This is a genomic window from Lelliottia sp. F153 (assembly GCF_002870005.1).
Taxonomy (GTDB): domain Bacteria; phylum Pseudomonadota; class Gammaproteobacteria; order Enterobacterales; family Enterobacteriaceae; genus Enterobacter; species Enterobacter nimipressuralis.
Window position 1 is genome coordinate 136,039 of sequence record NZ_PKFT01000007.1, and the last position, 18,436, is coordinate 154,474.

Annotated in this window: 13 protein-coding genes; 5 read left to right on the top strand and 8 right to left on the bottom strand. The window is 56.5% G+C overall.

The features are described from left to right. Nucleotides 1–4: 4 nt before the first annotated feature. Entirely contained in the window at nt 5–763 is a 759-nt protein-coding gene (locus F153LOC_RS16040; RefSeq protein ID WP_100778583.1) for a DeoR/GlpR family transcriptional regulator, read from the top strand. Between the two features lie 75 nt (nt 764–838). On the opposite strand, the gene malT is transcribed toward F153LOC_RS16040, so the two are convergent. Then, nucleotides 839–3,544 (bottom strand): HTH-type transcriptional regulator MalT, encoded by a 2,706-nt coding sequence (malT, locus tag F153LOC_RS16045; protein ID WP_100778584.1) that lies wholly within the window; start codon nt 3,542–3,544, stop codon nt 839–841. 589 nt (nt 3,545–4,133) lie between these two features. Between malT and malP the strand changes: the two genes are divergently transcribed. Together malP and malQ are read left to right on the top strand one after the other, a co-directional pair. Further along, on the top strand, nt 4,134–6,527 hold the full coding sequence (gene malP, locus F153LOC_RS16050; RefSeq protein WP_102105325.1) for a maltodextrin phosphorylase: 2,394 nt from the start codon (nt 4,134–4,136) through the stop codon (nt 6,525–6,527). Between the two features lie 9 nt (nt 6,528–6,536). Further along, a complete protein-coding gene (gene malQ, locus F153LOC_RS16055) occupies nt 6,537–8,615 on the top strand; it encodes a 4-alpha-glucanotransferase (protein WP_102105326.1) in 2,079 nt (692 codons plus the stop codon). Nucleotides 8,616–8,704: 89 nt separating this feature from the next. Here malQ and gntT read toward each other — a convergent pair whose 3' ends face one another. The 3 genes from gntT to gntX form a co-directional block, all read right to left on the bottom strand. After that, the gene (gene gntT / locus F153LOC_RS16060) at nt 8,705–10,021 is read right to left on the bottom strand and encodes a gluconate transporter (RefSeq protein WP_100778587.1); all 1,317 of its coding nucleotides are present in this window, start codon (nt 10,019–10,021) and stop codon (nt 8,705–8,707) included. Nucleotides 10,022–10,373: 352 nt separating this feature from the next. Continuing rightward, nucleotides 10,374–10,949 (bottom strand): Fe-S biogenesis protein NfuA, encoded by a 576-nt coding sequence (nfuA, locus tag F153LOC_RS16065; protein WP_100778588.1) that lies wholly within the window; start codon nt 10,947–10,949, stop codon nt 10,374–10,376. Nucleotides 10,950–11,010: 61 nt separating this feature from the next. Continuing rightward, the gene (gene gntX, locus F153LOC_RS16070) at nt 11,011–11,694 is read right to left on the bottom strand and encodes a DNA utilization protein GntX (RefSeq protein WP_102105327.1); all 684 of its coding nucleotides are present in this window, start codon (nt 11,692–11,694) and stop codon (nt 11,011–11,013) included. 36 nt (nt 11,695–11,730) lie between these two features. Between gntX and bioH the strand changes: the two genes are divergently transcribed. Continuing rightward, nucleotides 11,731–12,504: a pimeloyl-ACP methyl ester esterase BioH gene (bioH, locus tag F153LOC_RS16075; RefSeq protein WP_102105328.1), complete on the top strand. Its 774-nt coding sequence runs from the start codon at nt 11,731–11,733 to the stop codon at nt 12,502–12,504. A 112-nt stretch (nt 12,505–12,616) separates the two neighbouring features. Next, entirely contained in the window at nt 12,617–12,886 is a 270-nt protein-coding gene (locus F153LOC_RS16080; RefSeq protein WP_100780800.1) for a YdgH/BhsA/McbA-like domain containing protein, read from the top strand. 39 nt (nt 12,887–12,925) lie between these two features. Here the strand turns inward: F153LOC_RS16080 and feoC are convergent, their stop codons facing one another. The 4 genes from feoC to F153LOC_RS16100 form a co-directional block, all read right to left on the bottom strand. Then, entirely contained in the window at nt 12,926–13,162 is a 237-nt protein-coding gene (feoC, locus tag F153LOC_RS16085; RefSeq protein ID WP_102105329.1) for a [Fe-S]-dependent transcriptional repressor FeoC, read from the bottom strand. A gap of 11 nt (nt 13,163–13,173) precedes the next feature. Further along, nucleotides 13,174–15,492: a Fe(2+) transporter permease subunit FeoB gene (feoB, locus tag F153LOC_RS16090; RefSeq protein ID WP_102105330.1), complete on the bottom strand. Its 2,319-nt coding sequence runs from the start codon at nt 15,490–15,492 to the stop codon at nt 13,174–13,176. 30 nt (nt 15,493–15,522) lie between these two features. Beyond that, the gene (feoA, locus tag F153LOC_RS16095) at nt 15,523–15,750 is read right to left on the bottom strand and encodes a ferrous iron transporter A (protein WP_100778593.1); all 228 of its coding nucleotides are present in this window, start codon (nt 15,748–15,750) and stop codon (nt 15,523–15,525) included. Nucleotides 15,751–16,091: 341 nt separating this feature from the next. Next, nucleotides 16,092–18,419 (bottom strand): Tex family protein, encoded by a 2,328-nt coding sequence (locus F153LOC_RS16100; protein ID WP_100778594.1) that lies wholly within the window; start codon nt 18,417–18,419, stop codon nt 16,092–16,094. Between the last annotated feature and the right edge of the window lie 17 nt (nt 18,420–18,436).

The following is an 18,436-nucleotide window of genomic DNA, read 5'->3' on the forward strand; positions in this document are numbered from 1 at the left end:
TTTCATGAAACAAACGCAACGTCATGACGCCATTATCGAACTGGTTAAAAAGCAGGGATACGTCAGCACCGAAGAGCTGGTGGAGCAATTCGCCGTCAGCCCGCAAACAATTCGTCGTGATTTAAACGATCTGGCCGATCAGAACCGTATTCTGCGCCATCACGGCGGCGCGGCCCTGCCGTCCAGCTCGGTGAATACCTCATGGCATGACCGTAAGGCGACGCAAACCGCAGAGAAAGAGCGTATTGCCGCCAAAGTCGCGAGCCAGATCCCCAACGGCGCGACGCTGTTTATTGATATCGGCACGACGCCAGAAGCGGTGGCCCATGCGTTGCTCAACCATGAAAACCTGCGCGTGGTCACCAACAACCTTAACGTCGCCAATACCCTGATGCAGAAAGAAGATTTCCGCATCATTCTGGCGGGTGGCGAGTTGCGCAGCCGCGACGGCGGAATCATTGGTGAAGCGACGCTCGATTTTATCTCCCAGTTCCGCCTCGATTTCGGCATCCTTGGGATCAGCGGCATCGACAGCGATGGTTCTCTGCTGGAGTTTGATTACCATGAAGTGCGCACCAAACGGGCGATTATCGACAACTCGCGCCACGTCATGCTGGTGGTAGATCACTCGAAATTTGGCCGTAACGCGATGGTAAATATGGGCAGCATCAGCATGGTCAATGCCGTGTACACCGATGTAATGCCGCCAGCGGGGGTGTTGCAGGTGATTAAGGACAATAACGTTCAGTTAGAGTTGTGCTAATCCCGGTGCGGGCGGCGGCGCCTCCCGACTGACTTAATCGCAGGCCCGGCAAACGTCCCGCCGCCGGGCATTGCATTACACGCCGTAACCCATCATTTTCAACAATTGCTGCGCATGCTGCACCGCATCCTGACGATGCGCCACGCCGAGTTTCTGATACAAATTGCGAATATGGGTTTTGATGGTGGTCGCCGCGACCGCCAGCTCGCCCGCAATCTGTTCGTTGCTGTAACCCGAATAAATCAGCCCCAGAACCTGCCATTCACGCTGGGTGAGCGGGCTGGTGCGAATCAGCTCCGGCACTTCCGGGTGGTTCAGCAGACGTTCGACAAAGTTCTCATCAAAATGCGCGAACTTATGGCGATGATGCTGATTAATCTCTCGCAGAATACGCTGGGCGCGGTGCTGATCCAGCTCCGGCAGGGTGTTGAGTTGAATCAGCTGACGCAGTTGCTGCGCCATCGTTTCGCCTTCAATCACAAAGTGGCTGATAAATCCGGTGCGGTTCGCCAGCTGTAGTGCTTCCAACAACACGCGCTGCGCGTCATTTTTCCGCCCTGCCTGCCAGTAAAGCTGATTGAGCAGCAGCAGGTTGCGGTTCAGATCGCTCATCAGACGCAGACTGCGGGCGTTTTCGTTCAGCTCTTCGAGCACAATTTCCGCAGGCTCAAACTCACCGAGCAGGATCTGCGCGCGGGCGATGTTGCGCCACTGGCTTTGCAGGAAGTGGTTATTGGCAAATTCCGGTTTTGGCGTCTGACGCAGCCAGTTGGCGGCTGATTTCTTATCGCCGATCATTTGCCAGTAAATCACCCGGACTTTATCGGCGTTGGAAACCCAGTCGCTATGGTACTGACCATTGCCCAGCAGGTTTTCCAGACGGTTCAGATGGTTGCGGGCGTTATCCAGATCGCCGCGCGCCAGCGAGCACTGCACCAGCAGCGCCAGACATTGCAGCTGCTGCTGCGGCTGGAAGGTGGAAAGGACGTCAACGCCATGACGGGCAGAGGCTTCGGCCTCATCGAGACGCGCCCAGGCCCACAGCAGCTGTGCGCGAATGCGCAGCAGGAACTCGTGCATCGGCAGCTGTTCCAGGTGTTGATCCTGAATCAGCTGGAACGCTTTTTCCTGTGTCTCCCAGGCGGCTTGCAAGAACCCCTGAGCAAATAAGATTTCGCTCTGCTGGATCATGCTCCACAGGGCGTAATGCCAGACATCATGGCGGCGGGACATCTGCTCCGTCTGCTGCATCAGCGACAGAGAACGGGTGAGATCCCCTTTGCAGTGCAGCACTTCCCCGTGGACCGAGGTGGCGACAATGCGGCTGTAATAGTTCGCCAGCGGCAGCTCGTCGAGGGCGATCATCGCCAGACGTTCGGCCTCTTCCTGGTCACCATCGTTGATGGCCACCTGCGCGCGGAGGGCGTTAAATTCGCCGTGCAGCGTACCGTCCATCTCGCCTTTCATCTCTTGTTCGGCGCGGGCCAGCAGGGTATTCACTTCGCTGTAGCGGTGCTGACTCTGCATCAGCCACGCCTGCAACAGGACAAGACGCGGATTTTCCAGCAGGCTTTCCCACGGCAGGGCGCGGAGTGACTCTTCAAGCAGCGTCAGCTCGCTGTGGTTGAACAGGCCCCAGGCGTGGTTGAGCAGGATATCGCGCAGCATGTTGGCGTCACCGGCGGCAAGCGCGTGGTGGATCGCTTCGCTTGGGAAGCCTTGTGCCATCCAGCTCTCTGCTGCGGAGCGGTGGACGTCGGGTAATTCGGTGGCCATTTCCCACTGACAGCGCTGGCGCAGGAAATTGCCAAACAGCGGGTGGAAGCTGAACCATTCGCCGGAGTCGTCCATGCGTTGCAGGAACAGCCCCTGACGTTCAATCTCTTCGAGGCGCATCTGGCCGTTGTCTTCGCCAGTGACGCGCACAATCAGCGCATCGTTCATGGAGCGCAGCAGCGAGCTTTTCAGCAGGAACTGGCGGGTCGCCGGGTCAACGCTGTTCAGCACTTCGTCGACCAGATAATCGGACAGGTGGCTGGCATTAATGCCTGCCAGGCGGCGCGCAGACTGATGCGTCGGGCTGTTATTCTGACGCGCTGAGAGGGCGATGAGTTGCAACGCGGTTGCCCAGCCGGCTACGTCGTCGCACAGGCGGCTGCTTTCAGAGGCTTCAATCGGCGAGCTGAGGCGGCAGTCAAAGAACTGTTTCGCTTCCTGATGGTTAAAGGCCAGCTGTTGGCTGCCCACTTCGAGCAGCTGATCGCGCACGCGCAGGTTGGCAATTCCCAACTGCGGCAGATTACGTGACAGTACCACCAGGGTCAGGTTCTCCGGCTGATGGCGCAGGAAGAAACGCATGGATTCGTGGATCACCGGATTGGTGATCAGGTGATAATCGTCAATCACCAGGAACAGCGGGCGATGCCATTCGGCCAGCTCAATGAACAGTTGGGCGAACAGGGAGGAGAGGCTAGCGTACTGGCGTTTTTGCACCATCACTTCGCTGGTGACGCAATGCCCGTTAGTCGCCTGCTGTATGGCGGCGATCAGGTAGCTGGCAAAGCGCTCCTGCTGGTTATCGCCCTCATCAAGGGAGTACCAGCCTAAATCGCTTTTGCCTGCGGCCCACTGTGAGATGAGCGTTGTTTTTCCATAACCTGCAGGACTCGTAACCAGCGCCAGTCGGAAATTATTCGCGCCGGAAAGTTTCGCCAGCAGACGTTCGCGGACCACAGTATGGTCAAGACGAACCGGGCGACTTAATTTGGACGGAATCAACATAAGTTTTTCACTTCACTGTGGGGAAACGAGGAAAATCGATTTTTTTTGCGCTTCGTAATTAATAGATATAAGGTCGGCCAGAAAAGGAACTATTGCAAGTTATGTCCGTCTTTTCTATCCCTTAATTTGCACTCTGTCACAAAATTATTTCTCATTGACCGGGAACTTTCTTAGATGCCCTATATCCCGCATGGATGCTGGCTTGTATGCATTTAGTGCGCTTATCCTGAAACTGGTTTCATTAGGCGATTCTCATCACGAAGTTAATAAATAACCGGTATAGTTATTCCTGGAAAATAACCCTCTGAGAAAGGCCTAAAAGCAAGAAATATTATTCCTGGTAAGCAATCATTTCTGCTGTTATTAATTTCATCCGAAACTGCATTTCATTTTTTTGACACTCTTCCCGTTTATCCTCGCGCCGTATTGGCACACTCGTTCTATGCTCACAGAGTGGCCTTGATCACACTTTTGCGCTCATCCCCGCTACTCCTCCCTGTCTAATCCTTGGCAGGAGGAGGAAGAGCCGGAATGAGCCTGGCACACTAGCGCCATTATCTTTTCTTTCTCTACAGGATGCCGATTCCCTATGTCTCAGCCTACCTTCAACAAAGCTCAATTTCAGGCTGCCCTGACGCGTCAGTGGCAGCGATTTGGTTTGTCTGCAGCCGAAGACATGACGTCTCATCAGTGGTGGCAGGCCGTGAGCGGTGCGCTGGCCGAACTGCTCAGTGCTCAGCCTGCGGCGAAACCGGTGAAAAACCAGCGTCATGTGAACTACATCTCGATGGAGTTCCTGATCGGTCGTCTGACCGGCAACAACCTGCTGAACCTCGGCTGGTATCAGGAGGTAAGCGACGTACTCAGCGAGCACAGCGTTAACCTGACCGATCTGCTGGAAGAAGAGACCGACCCCGGTTTAGGTAACGGCGGGTTAGGGCGTCTGGCGGCCTGTTTCCTGGATTCCATGGCGACGGTGGGGCAATCCGCTATCGGGTATGGTCTGAACTACCAGTACGGCCTGTTCCGTCAGTCCTTTAACGACGGGAATCAGATTGAAGCGCCGGACGACTGGCATCGCGGCAGCTATCCGTGGTTCCGCCACAACGCACAACTCGATGTGCAGGTGGGTATCGGCGGGAAAGTGTCTAAACAGGGCCACTGGGAGCCGGGTTTTGTGATCACCGGTGAAGCCTGGGATCTGCCGGTGCTGGGCTATCGCAACGGCGTGGCGCAGCCGTTACGTCTGTGGCAGGCGAAGCACGCCCATCCGTTCAACCTGACCAAATTTAACGACGGCGATTTCCTGCGTGCCGAGCAGCAGGGTATCGACGCCGAAAAACTGACTAAAGTGCTCTACCCGAACGACAACCATCTGGCGGGCAAAAAGCTGCGCCTGATGCAGCAGTATTTCCAGTGCGCCTGCTCTGTGGCGGATATCCTGCGGCGCCATCATCTGGCGGGGCGTAAGCTGTCAGAGCTGGCGGATTACGAAGTGATTCAGCTCAACGATACCCACCCAACCATCGCCATTCCAGAACTGCTGCGCGTGCTGCTTGATGAGCACCAGCTGAGTTGGGACGCGGCCTGGGCAATCACCAGCAAAACCTTCGCCTACACCAACCACACCCTGATGCCAGAGGCGCTGGAGTGCTGGGATGAGAAACTGGTGAAAGCGCTGCTGCCGCGCCATATGCAGATCATCAATCAGATCAACGATCGGTTCAAAGTGCTGGTGACGAAAACCTGGCCGGGCGATAAAGCGGTCTGGGCGAAACTGGCGGTGGTGCACGACAAACAGGTCCGCATGGCGAACATGTGCGTGGTCAGCGGTTTTGCGGTGAACGGCGTGGCGGCGCTGCACTCGGATCTGGTGGTTAAAGATCTGTTCCCGGAATATCACCAGCTCTGGCCGAACAAATTCCATAACGTCACCAACGGCATTACGCCGCGTCGCTGGATCAAACAGTGCAACCCGGCTCTCGCCGCGCTGCTGGATAAAACGCTGAAGAAAGAGTGGGCCAACGATCTCGACCAGCTGATCAACCTGGAAAAGCAGGCTGACGATGCCAAGTTCCGTCAGAAATACCAGGCCATCAAACAAGAGAACAAAGTGCGCCTCGCGGCGTTCGTGAAAGTGCGTACGGGGATTGAAATCAACCCGAACGCGATTTTTGATATCCAGATCAAACGCCTGCACGAGTACAAACGTCAGCACCTGAACCTGCTGCATATTCTGGCGCTGTACAAAGAGATCCGCGAAAACCCGAACGCGAACCGCGTGCCGCGCGTGTTCCTCTTCGGTGCCAAAGCGGCGCCGGGCTACTACCTGGCGAAGAACATTATCCTCGCCATTAACAAAGTGGCTGAAGCGGTGAACAACGATCCGCAGGTGGGCGACAAGTTGAAAGTGGTGTTCCTGCCGGATTACTGCGTGTCCGCAGCGGAAATGCTGATCCCGGCGGCGGATATCTCCGAGCAGATTTCGACTGCGGGCAAAGAGGCGTCCGGCACCGGTAACATGAAGCTGGCCCTGAACGGTGCCTTAACCGTCGGCACGCTGGACGGCGCGAACGTCGAGATCGCCGAGCAGGTAGGTGAAGAAAATATCTTTATCTTCGGTCACACGGTCGAGGAGGTGAAAGCCCTCAAAGCCAAAGGCTACGATCCGGTGAAATGGCGCAAGAAAGACAAGGTTCTGGATGCAGTGCTGAAGGAGCTGGAAAGCGGCAAATACAGCGACGGCGACAAACACGCCTTCGACCAGATGCTGCACAGCATCGGCAAACAGGGCGGCGATCCATATCTGGTAATGGCTGATTTCGCGGCCTACGTTGAAGCGCAGAAGCAGGTGGATGTGCTGTACCGCGATCAGGACGCCTGGACGCGCGCATGTATTCTGAATACCGCGCGCTGCGGGATGTTCAGCTCTGACCGTTCAATCCGTGATTATCAGGCCCGTATCTGGCAGGCAAAACGCTAAGGAAGCGCGATGGACAGCAAACGTCTGGATAATGCCGCCCTGGCGGCGGGGATCAGCCCCAGTTACATCAATGCTCACGGCAAACCACAGTCAATTGGCGCTGAAACCAAACGACGTTTGCTGGACGCCATGCACAAAACAACGCCCGCCGCGAAAGCGGCGGTAGCGCCGGTGCCGGTGGTGAAAGTGTTCACAGCCGGTAAGAAGATGGCGTTGCTGGTGGAAGGCCGCGGCGAATTCAGCTGGCTGTTAACCACCGAAGAGGGCCAGCAGCATAAGGGCCATGCGACGGGCGGGAAAAATCTCACCCTTCCGGCAAAACTGCCGCACGGCTACCACACCCTGACGCTGACGCAGGATGATAAGCGCTATCACTGCCGGGTGATCATCGCGCCGAAACGCTGCTACGAGCCGCAGGCGCTGCTCGACGGAAAAAAGCTGTGGGGCGCCTGCGTGCAGCTTTACACGCTACGTTCGAATGAAAACTGGGGGATCGGCGATTTCGGCGATCTGAAAAATATGCTGGCGGAGGTGGGCAAGCGCGGCGGGGCCTTTATCGGTCTCAACCCGATCCACGCTCTCTATCCGGCGAACCCGGAAAGCGCCAGCCCGTATAGTCCGTCGTCCCGCCGTTGGCTGAATGTGATTTATATCGACGTCAACGCGCTGGAGGATTTCAGGAAAAGCAAAGAGGCCCAGGTGTGGTGGAATCTCACCACTACGCAGCAGACGCTGAAACAGGTGCGTGAAGCCGACTGGGTCGACTATGCGACGGTGACGGCCCTGAAAATGGCTGCCCTGCGTATGGCCTGGAAAGGCTTTGCAAAGCGCACGGACGACCAGATGAAAGCGTTCCGTCAGTTCGTCGCCCAGGAAGGCGAAAGCCTCTTCTGGCAGGCGGCGTTTGACGCGCTACATGCGTATCAGGTGAAAGAGGACGAAATGCGCTGGGGCTGGCCGGTGTGGCCGGAAGCCTATCAGTCGGTGGACTCGCCGGAGGTGAAAGCCTTCTGCAAGCAACACGCCGATGAAGTGGACTTTTTCCTGTGGCTGCAGTGGCTGGCGTACAGTCAGTTTGCCGCCTGCTGGCAGGAGAGCCAGGGCTACGACATGCCGATTGGTCTGTATCGCGATCTGGCCGTAGGCGTGGCGGAAGGCGGAGCCGAAACCTGGTGCGACCGCGAGCTTTACTGCCTGAAAGCTTCCGTCGGCGCCCCGCCGGATATCCTCGGCCCGCTGGGACAGAACTGGGGATTGCCGCCGATGGACCCGCATGTGATGGTCGCGCGCGGGTACGAGCCGTTTATGGATCTGCTGCGCGCCAATATGCAAAACTGCGGCGCGCTGCGTATCGACCACGTGATGTCCGTGCTGCGCCTGTGGTGGATCCCTTACGGTGAAACGGCGGATCACGGTGCCTATGTGCATTACCCGGTGGACGATCTGCTGTCGATCCTCGCGCTGGAAAGCCAGCGTCACAACTGCATGGTCATTGGCGAAGATCTCGGCACTGTGCCGGTTGAAATCGTCAGTAAATTACGCGAGAGTGGCGTTTATTCATACAAAGTACTCTATTTCGAAAGTGACCATGAGAAGACGTTCCGTTCGCCGCAAGCGTACCCTCAACAATCAATGGCTGTCGCGACAACGCATGATCTTCCTACGCTGCGAGGCTACTGGGAGAGCGGTGATCTCACGCTCGGCAAAACGTTAGGGTTATATCCAGACGAAGTGGTGCTGCGCGGGCTGTATCAGGACCGCGAGCTGGCCAAACAGGGGCTACTGGATGCGCTGCATAAGCACGGCTGCCTGCCAAAACGCGCCGGGCATAAAGCCTCGCTGATGGCGATGACGGCAACCCTGAATCGCGGCATGCAGCGCTACATCGCCGACAGCAATAGCGCCCTGCTGGGCCTGCAACCCGAGGACTGGCTGGGAATGGCGGAGCCGGTGAACATTCCGGGCACCAGCTATCAGTACAAAAACTGGCGGCGCAAGCTCTCCACCACCCTTGAAAAGATGTTTGCCGATGACGGTGTGAACAAGCTGATTAAGGATTTGGATAAGCGCAGAAAAGCGAAGAAGTGATAAAAAAAGCCCGGCAAACATCATCAGTTTGCCGGGCTTTTAACGTTTTAGACCGGGTCAGGCGCAACCACCACCCGGCTTTTTTGTGCTTAAACCACCATCGCCAGCAGCAGACACCCAATCAGGCCGCACACTGAGATAATCGTTTCCAGCATCGACCAGGACTTGATGGTCTCGCCGATCGTCAGGTTGAAGTACTCCTTGAACAGCCAGAAGCCTGGATCGTTCACGTGGGAGAAGATGACGCTACCGGAACCCACCGCGATAACCATCAGCTCAGGGCTAACGCCCGTGGTCGCAATCAGTGGCGCAACAATACCGCCGGCAGTGATTGCCGCAACAGTTGCAGAACCCAGCGCGATACGCAGCACCGCAGCAATCGACCAGGCCATCAGGATTGGCGAAATGTTAGTTTCATGCATCATCGAGGCGATGTATTTGTCTACGCCGCTGTCGACCAGAACCTGCTTGAACGCACCGCCACCGCCGATAATCAGCAGCATCATGGCGATGATTTTGATGGAAGAGCCAAGCGTCTCGTTGATCTGATCCATGCTACGGCCACGGTTCAGACCGAAGGTGAAGAGGGCAATCAGAACCGCAATCAGCGTCGCCATCACCGGGTCACCGAGGAACTCAGCGACGGAGAGGAACGCGTGACCTTTTGGCAGCACCATTTCGGCGACTGCGCGCATCGCCATCAGCACAACCGGCACCAGAGAGGTCCAGACGCTGACGCCAAAGCTTGGCATTTCCGCTTCGGTGAAGGTTTTTGCGCTATACAGACCTTCCGGAATTGGCTTGTCGATACCTTTCAGGCAGCGTGCAAACACCGGGCCGGCCAGAATAACGGTTGGGATCGCCAGAATCGTACCGAACAGCAGGGTTTTACCCATATCTGCGTGGAAGATGGTCGCGATAGCGGTTGGACCCGGGTGCGGCGGCAGGAAGCCGTGCGTCACGGACAGGGCAGCCGCCATCGGCACACCGACGAACAGCAGCGGAATGTTGGCGGCAGCTGCGATGGTGAAGACCAGCGGCAGCATCAGTACGAAGCCGACTTCATAGAACAGCGCGAAACCGACGGTAAAACCGGTTAACACCACCGCCCACTGAATGTGTTGTTTACCAAATTTGGCAATCAGCGTGGTCGCGATGCGCTGTGCACCGCCGCAGTCCGCCAGCATTTTACCGAGCATGGCACCGAAGCCCATGATCAGCGCCAGGCTGCCGAGCGTTCCGCCCACACCTGCTTTGATTGAGCTGATGACTTTCACCAGCGGCATCCCTTGCATCAGACCCACTGCAAGTGCCACCAGAACCAGAGCGATGAAGCCGTTCAGTTTGAAACGGATCATCAAGAGCAGTAATAAGACAACACCGATAGCGACAATAACTAATGGCATGATTAACCTGGCCTTTCAATTGTTATGGGTAACGTCATTGTTTCAACGACAATTTCCGATTGTCCCAACCGGGAACAGAGAATTAACGGCACTAATACTGATTGCCTGCGAAACTAATAAGTTTAGTCGGCTGTTATGAGGATGCTTAGTGCCCACGCGAATGATACGGGTAACATGTGCAGATTGAGAATCACCCAGGCAGGCAAAATTTGAATTATGAGACGCAGGTCAACATATGGGGCGGGGAGCGACGGGCAAACAAAAGCCGGGGGGCGAAATCGCCTTACCCGGCCTGGGATCTGATTTAACGGCCCGGATCGCTGCGCGGCACCGGGCAAAGACAGACGGGAACTTAGTAGTAAGAGTGCTCGCCGCGCTGGTGTTCGGTGAGATCGCGCACGCCTTTCAGTTCCGGAAACTCGTTCAGCATCTGCTTCTCGATCCCTTCTTTCAGGGTCACGTCGACCATGGAACAGCCGTTACAGCCGCCGCCGAACTGCAGGATTGCCAGACCGTCTTCGGTGATCTCCATCAGCGTGACTTTACCGCCGTGGCCGGCCAGCTGCGGGTTGATCTGGGATTGCAGCAGATACTCTACGCGCTCCATCAGCGGCGCATCATCAGACACTTTACGCATTTTGGCGTTCGGTGCTTTCAGCGTCAGCTGAGAACCCAGCTGATCGGTGACGAAATCGATCTCGGCGTCATCAAGGTATGGCGCGCTTAACTCATCGACATAGGCGGTGAGCTGCTCAAATTTAAGGGCAGTGTCAGATGCTTCCACAGCGTCCGGAGGACAATAAGAGACACCGCATTCTGCATTCGGAGTGCCTGGATTAATCACAAACACGCGGATCTGCGTCCCTTCTTCCTGATTTGCCAGCAGTTTGGCAAAGTGTGATTGTGCAGAATCGGAAATACGGATCATAGCTTTGGCCTAATAGTTGACTAAATTACCTGGGTATAATAATACGCCCATCGGAAAAGGGCTACAAGGTACGACACAAACACCATACCTGAACCGTCGCTGCGCCGCTTTGCAAAAGCAGTCGGGAAAGCTCCGCCACGGTGCTGCCGGTTGTGACGACATCATCCACAATCGCGATATGGCGCCCCTTGACCGCTAAATCAAGGCGAAAGGCATTTTTTAGATTTCTTTTGCGCAACCGCGCGCTTAACCGGTGCTGAACGGCCGTTGCGTGTGTGCGTTTTAACGCGTCCGGTTGCCAGTCACAGCGTAGCCAGCGGGAAAGTGGGCGGCACAACAGATCGCTCTGATTGTAGCCGCGACGCCAGTGACGTCGACGGTGCAACGGCACGCTGATAAGAAGATCCACGGCTGGTAACCCCCGTGAGCGCCGGGCCTGCAAAACGGCGAGTACCAGCAGGCGTGCCAGCGGCCCCGCCAGCTGCGTCTGGCGAGAAAACTTAAACTGGTGGATCAGGCCGCTCAGGGGCTGAACGTAATTATCGACCGCCACCAGATCGCCCCACGGCGGCGGTTTTTGCAGGCATCGCCCGCAGGGGATATCGACGCGCGTTGCGGATAAACCGCACTGGGGGCAGCAGGGAGGTCGGCGCTCAAAGGCGCGCGTGCAGACGGAGCAGATCCCCCAGCGGCTCATCCTGAGCGGCATTCGGCATAGCCAGCACAAGCCGGGCACTGATAGCATGGGCAACTTCCTTGTTAAAAAAGAGAATCCTAACCGATGAACAATCTTTGGTGGCAGACCACGGGCACGGGAAATGTTGATCTTGTGCTGCTGCACGGATGGGGGCTGAACGCTGAAGTCTGGCATTGCATTCAGGAGGAACTGGCCTCGCAATTTACGCTGCATCTGGTGGATCTGCCGGGATTTGGCCGCAGCCACGGGTTTGGCGCGATGCCGCTCCAAGAGATGGCCCGGCATGTTCTGGAACGCGCGCCGCAAAAAGCGATCTGGCTCGGCTGGAGCCTGGGCGGGCTGGTGGCGAGCCAGATAGCCCTGACGCACCCGGAGCGCGTTCAGGCGCTGGTGACGGTCGCATCATCGCCTTGCTTTGCGGCCCGGGATGAGTGGCCGGGCATCAAGCCGGAGGTGTTGGCCGGTTTCCAGCAGCAGCTGAGCGAAGATTTCAAGCGGACGGTTGAGCGCTTTCTGGCGCTGCAAACTCTGGGAACCGAAACGGCGCGTCAGGATGCGCGAATGCTCAAAAACGCAGTGCTGGCACTTCCCATGCCGGAGGTTGAGGTGCTTAACGGTGGGCTGGAAATTCTGACAACCGTCGACCTGCGTGAACCGCTGGCTGCGCTTTCAGTGCCGCATCTGCGAATCTACGGTTATCTGGATGGCCTGGTGCCGCGCAAAGTGGTGCCGATACTGGATGCGTTATGGCCGAACAGCGAATCGAAGGTCATTGCTAAAGCCGCACATGCGCCTTTCGTCTCGCATCCTGAGGCGTTTTGCGACGTGCTAACGGCGTTAAGTCAGCGTTTAAACTGATTATTTACTGATCCACCTGGAAAAAGTTTCATACCGCAACAATACTTCAAATATCGTTGCGGAAGTTGAGCCTACGATAATCAAAACTACAAACCTATGGAGAGTAATGGTTATGAAACTTGTTACGGGAATTGTTACATCACTGGTTATTGGGTCTCTGTCATTTGGCGTATTTGCAGCGAAAGAGCTGGAAAAAGACAAAGTTAAAGAGATGAATCTGACCAAAATTGGCGAGATTACGACCTCAAAAACGACTGCGCCAATGGATGCACGTAAAGAATTATCGAAAAAAGCTGATGAGCTGGGCGGTACGTATTATGTAGTGACCAGCGCGAACAAAGGCGAGAAAACCGTTCATGCAACGGCGGAAGTCTATAAATAACAGTATTGCCGGGCGGCATAGGCTGCCCGGCAAATCGTGTTAGCACAGTGCCCACCACTCCCGTAAGCAGGCTTTGCCTTCCGGACAGCTTTTGCAGCTACCCGTTAAACAACCCTCCGCATCTTCCTGAATCCGCACGGCTTTGCCCATCGCTTCCATTCGTTCGAGCATAGCATCGATCATCGGCTGCGGCGTATGCAGGGAAAGGCTCAACTGTCTGGCCTCCATTCGCCCCTGAAGAGCCAGTAAATCCCGAACCTGAATCATCGATGCCATTATTTCACCTCTTAGTGGCAGTCGCCCGCAGGGCTGTTACAGCAGTTCGCCGCGGTTTTATTCGTGGCCAGCAGGTTGACGTTCACGCGGCTACGGGCGCGGCGCAACAGGCCAATCAGCACGACGTTGAACAGCACCACCGCCAGAATGCACACCAGACTGTAGCGCGGATGCTGGCTGAAGTTAGCCGCCTGGTAGAAGACGGTTGCCAGCGAGTAAGCGATGTTCAGCCCCCACAGGACCGAGAAGCCCATCCAGCCGCGGCTGGATTCGCGGGCAATGGCCCCCATTACCGAGATGCACGGAATGTAGAGCAGGACGAAAATCAGATAGCTGTACGCCGCTGAAGCGCTGCCAAATTTCTGGCTCATCACACCCATCGCACCGGTAGCCATTTCGCCATCGCCTTTGCTGGCTTCGATAGGGTTTGCCAGTACGCTCAGGCTGATGGTGTCTTTCAGACTCTGCCAGGTTTCGTCCACGGCGCTGAGCAGCTCGTCACCGAGATGGAACTCAGCCGGGTTAAACTCCTCTTCCTGAATATTTTCCGCCGTATAGAGCGTATTCAGCGTGCCGACGACCACCTCTTTCGCCATCGCACCGGTAAACAGCCCGACGGTGGCCTGCCAGTTATCTTCGTGAACGCCAATCGGCTTGAACAGCGGGGTGATGACCCGACTCACGGAAGCCAGCGCCGAGTCGTTGATGTTATCTGCCGCCTGGCCGCTGAGGGTAAAACTGTTCAGCGCGCTCAGGAAAATACTGACAATGACGATCACTTTACCGGCGCGCAGAACGAAGCCTTTCAGGCGCTGCCAGGTCTGGATCAGCAGGCTTTTGATATGTGGCACGTGGTAAACCGGCAGCTCCATCACAAACGGCGACGCTTCGCCGCGCATGATGGTGTGCTTGAGCATCAGGCCGGTGAGAATCGCCATCACAATGCCCAGCAGATAGAGGGAGAAGACCGCCAGTGCGCCTTCCTGACCAAAGAACGCCGCCGCAAAGACCGCGAAGATCGCCAGACGCGCCCCGCAGGACATAAACGGCGCCATCATGATGGTCATCAGACGCTCACGCGGAGCATCCAGAGTACGTGCGCCCATTACCGACGGCACGTTACAGCCAAAGCCGACAATCAGCGGGACGAAGGACTTGCCCGGCAAACCGAGCGCCTGCATCAGGCGGTCCATCACGAACGCCGCGCGGGCCATATAGCCGGAATCCTCAAGGAAGGAGAGGAACAGGTACATCATGCCGATCTGCGGCACCAGCGGCAGAACGGTGTTTATCCCGCCGCCCAGCCCCTGGGCGAGGAAAATCGTTAGCCACTCCGGGAAATGCAGGGTGTAGCCCAGCCATTGCAGGCCGTGAATGAAGATCGCAACCGAGCCGACATCGAACAGTGGCTGCAGCGCGCCGCCGATGTTGATGGCGAGCAGGAACATCACATACATCACCAGCAGGAAGATCGGCAAACCGAGGAAACGGTTCAGAATGATTTTATCCACCGCTGCGGTGAAACGGCTCGGCTCGGCGGTCAGGGTATTGCTGACCACTTCGCAAATGGCCGCGATACTTTGATAGCGCGCATCGGCGATATGTAGCGCCGGATCGTCCAGCTCGTCGCTCAGGCGTGCCTGCGACATCTCCAGGCTCTCTGCGGCGTCGCCAGCGTAGCCCCGGCTATAGATATCGCCTTCCAGCATTTGTAGCCCAAGCCAGTTGCGCTGTTTTTGTGGCATCGCGTTGTTCATCTCTCCGGCCAGAATGCTGGCCTCGTGCACCAGCGGCTGCGGATAGTGAACCAGCTCCAGATCGATATTGCCCGTATGGCGATCGACCGCCAGCTTCAGGGCGTCAATCCCGCGCGCACGGGTCGAGACCAGCGGAATGACCGGGCAGCCGAGACGGGCGGAAAGCGCATCGATATCAATGCGAATTTTTTGCTTCTCGGCGATATCGAGCATATTCAGCGCCACGATGCACGGAATGCCCAGCTCCAGCAGCTGTAACGTCAGGTAGAGGTTACGCTCAAGATTGGAGGCATCGACAACGTTAATCAGTAAATCCGCATCGCCGCTCAGAATATAGTGACAGGCAATCTGCTCATCGAGAGAGGTCTGGGACGAAATGGTGGTGAGTGAATAGGTGCCAGGCAGGTCAACGAGGGTGACCTGATGATCGATTGTTGAAAACTGGCCTTCTTTACGTTCTACCGTGACGCCCGCCCAGTTACCGACACGCTGACGCGCACCCGTTAACTGATTAAATAAGGTTGTCTTGCCGGAATTAGGATTACCAATTAAGCCAATGGTTAATTTTTTCATTGTTTTAGACTCGGTATAACTGCTGGCGGTTTATCGGGCTAAAGCTTCGACTTCTAATAAGGCGAGGTCTTTCTTACGCAATACCAGATTGACGCGACGGGTTTCGATATGAATGGGATCGCCCAAGGGTGCAATGCGAACCACCTGGAACGATGATCCTGGCAGCATGCCTAACGACAGCAGTTTTTGACGATACGCCGGGCTAATTTCGCGGGCAAAACCGGTAATTTTCCAGGCACTGTCTGGTGTGAATTGCATAGAGACCACTTTTACCGAAGGTTAAATAATCAACAGGTTCATGATAATGAGAATGGTTTCTATCAGCAATATTTAAAATGTGACGGGATGTTCATATGAGGGGTAAATCGAGGACTGTTTGACCTTGCTCAATATTTATTGAAATGGAGCGTCAGGGATGAATAATTAATTTGTTAACTAAGTGATAATCGATGGTTTAAATATGGATATGCAATCGGTTCCATATTTAATAAATAATGAGTGAGTACATTCTTATTTATTTTTATTTTGTGGGGTCTGATTGCCGGGCGGGAACGCATTTGCCCGGCCAGGGGATACACAGGCCGGGCAAATGTTTAACGTTAGCGCTTCTTACCCATCGCGGCGGCCAGCGCATCCATCATCGCGCTGTTACCGGCAGGCTGCGCCTGAGGGCGAGGTTTCGCGGCTTTCGCGTTTGGACGCGATTGCTCACGCGCACCACCTCCGTTGCTGCGGCGGGCGTTAGTTTCGCCTGGCTGCTCGTCGAGACGCATCGTGAGCGCGATACGCTTACGCTGCATATCCACTTCCAGCACTTTCACCTTCACGATATCGCCCGCTTTGACCACAGTGTGAGGGTCTTCCACGAACTTATCCGCCAGCGACGAGATATGCACCAGGCCATCCTGATGGACGCCGATGTCGACAAAGGCACCAAAGTTGGTGACGTTGGTGACCGCGCCTTCCAGCACCATGCCCGGCTGCAGATCCTTCATCGTCTCCACGCCTTCGGCGAATTTCGCCGTTTTGAACTCAGGGCGCGGGTCGCGGCCTGGTTTTTCCAGCTCTTTGATGATGTCGGTTACGGTCGGCACACCGAATTTGTCGTCGGTGAAATCGACAGCTTTCAGATCGCGCAGGTTGGTGCTGTTGCCCATCAGATCTTTCAGGGCCTGCTGCGTGGCAGCCAGAATACGCTCCACGACCGGATAGGCTTCCGGGTGAACCGTAGAGGCGTCCAGCGGGTTATCGCCGTGGTTGATACGCAGGAAGCCCGCGCACTGCTCGAAGGCTTTCGGTCCCAGGCGGCTCACTTTCAGCAGTTGCTGACGATTCTGGAACTGGCCGTTCTCATCGCGCCAGGCAACGATGTTCTGCGCCATCATGCGGGTTAAGCCCGCCACGCGGGTGAGCAGGGCGACGGAGGCGGTATTCAGGTCCACGCCGACGGCGTTCACGCAGTCTTCCACCACCGCATCCAGACGACGCGCCAGCTGAGTCTGGCTGACGTCGTGCTGGTACTGGCCCACGCCGATGGATTTCGGATCAATTTTCACCAGCTCGGCCAGCGGGTCCTGCAGTCGACGGGCGATAGAGACCGCGCCGCGCAGGGAAACGTCCAGATCCGGGAACTCGAGCGCCGCCAGTTCGGACGCGGAATAGACCGACGCACCGGCTTCGCTGACGATCACCTTCTGCGCGGTCACTTTCGGGAACTGCTGCTGCACATCGAGGAAGAAACGTTCGGTTTCACGGGAGGCAGTGCCGTTACCAATCGCCACCAGCTCGACGTTGTATTTTTCACACAGGGCGGCAACCACAACGGCGGCTTTCGCGGCCTGGCCGGTGTGTGGATAGATGGTGTCGGTCGCGACCAGTTTGCCGGTACCATCAACGACGGCCACTTTCACGCCGGTACGCAGGCCCGGATCGAGACCCATCGTTGCGCGCAGACCCGCCGGGGCGGCCATCAGCAGGTCATGCAAGTTACGGGCAAAAACATTGATCGCTTCGTCTTCAGCGCGCTCGCGCACGGTGCCCATCAATTCGGTTTCGAGGTGCATCAGCACTTTGATGCGCCAGGTCCAGCTCACCACGCCTTTGCGCCAGCTATCTGCCGGGGCGTTATTCAGGCGCAGGCCGAGATGGTCAGTAATAATCTGCTCGCAGTAGCTCTCTTTCGGCGGCTCGTCGAACTGCGGATCGGCATTGAGAGAGAGTTGCAGCACGCCTTCGTTGCGGCCACGGAACATGGCCAGCGCGCGGTGCGATGGGGCGGTTGAAATCGGTTCATGGTGATCGAAGTAGTCGCGGAATTTCGCGCCTTCCTCTTCTTTACCGCTCACGACGGTAGAGACGATGTGGGCATTTTTCCACAGGTAATCACGCACTTTGGAGAGCAGCGCGGCGTCTTCGGCAAAACGCTCCATCAGAATGTAGCGCGCGCCATCAAGGGCGGCTTTGGTGTCGGCCACGCCTTTTTCTGCATCGATAAATTTCGCGGCTTCCGTTTCGGGATCGTGCGACGGCGTCGTCCACAGCAGATCGGCTAGCGGCTCGAGGCCTGCTTCAATCGCAATCTGCCCGCGGGTGCGGCGCTTAGGTTTGTACGGCAGATAGAGGTCTTCCAGCTCGGTTTTGCTCATTGTGCCGTTGATGGCACCTGCCAGCGCATCGGTCAGTTTGCCCTGCTCGCCAATGGATTTGAGAATAGCCTGGCGACGGTCTTCCAGCTCACGCAGGTAGCCCAGACGGGTCTCCAGGTTGCGCAGCTGCGTGTCATCCAGACCGCCGGTGACTTCCTTACGATAACGTGCAATAAACGGCACGGTGTTCCCTTCATCAAGCAGGCGAACGGCAGCTTCTACCTGTTCGGCTCTGGCCTGAAGTTCACCCGCAATAATGCGGCAGAGCGAATCTTTCATCATGGCTTTGTCATCTGGTT

Bases quoted from the DNA above. Each gene is read 5' to 3' on its own strand.
- malQ (WP_102105326.1), top strand. From the start codon at position 6,537: ATGGACAGCAAACGTCTGGATAATGCCGCCCTGGCGGCGGGGATCAGC.
- malT (WP_100778584.1), bottom strand. From the start codon at position 3,544: ATGTTGATTCCGTCCAAATTAAGTCGCCCGGTTCGTCTTGACCATACT.
- F153LOC_RS16080 (WP_100780800.1), top strand. From the start codon at position 12,617: ATGAAACTTGTTACGGGAATTGTTACATCACTGGTTATTGGGTCTCTG.
- nfuA (WP_100778588.1), bottom strand. From the start codon at position 10,949: ATGATCCGTATTTCCGATTCTGCACAATCACACTTTGCCAAACTGCTG.
- feoB (WP_102105330.1), bottom strand. From the start codon at position 15,492: ATGAAAAAATTAACCATTGGCTTAATTGGTAATCCTAATTCCGGCAAG.
- feoC (WP_102105329.1), bottom strand. From the start codon at position 13,162: ATGGCATCGATGATTCAGGTTCGGGATTTACTGGCTCTTCAGGGGCGA.
- malP (WP_102105325.1), top strand. From the start codon at position 4,134: ATGTCTCAGCCTACCTTCAACAAAGCTCAATTTCAGGCTGCCCTGACG.
- F153LOC_RS16100 (WP_100778594.1), bottom strand. From the start codon at position 18,419: ATGATGAAAGATTCGCTCTGCCGCATTATTGCGGGTGAACTTCAGGCC.
- bioH (WP_102105328.1), top strand. From the start codon at position 11,731: ATGAACAATCTTTGGTGGCAGACCACGGGCACGGGAAATGTTGATCTT.
- feoA (WP_100778593.1), bottom strand. From the start codon at position 15,750: ATGCAATTCACACCAGACAGTGCCTGGAAAATTACCGGTTTTGCCCGC.
- gntX (WP_102105327.1), bottom strand. From the start codon at position 11,694: ATGCTATCAGTGCCCGGCTTGTGCTGGCTATGCCGAATGCCGCTCAGG.
- gntT (WP_100778587.1), bottom strand. From the start codon at position 10,021: ATGCCATTAGTTATTGTCGCTATCGGTGTTGTCTTATTACTGCTCTTG.
- F153LOC_RS16040 (WP_100778583.1), top strand. From the start codon at position 5: ATGAAACAAACGCAACGTCATGACGCCATTATCGAACTGGTTAAAAAG.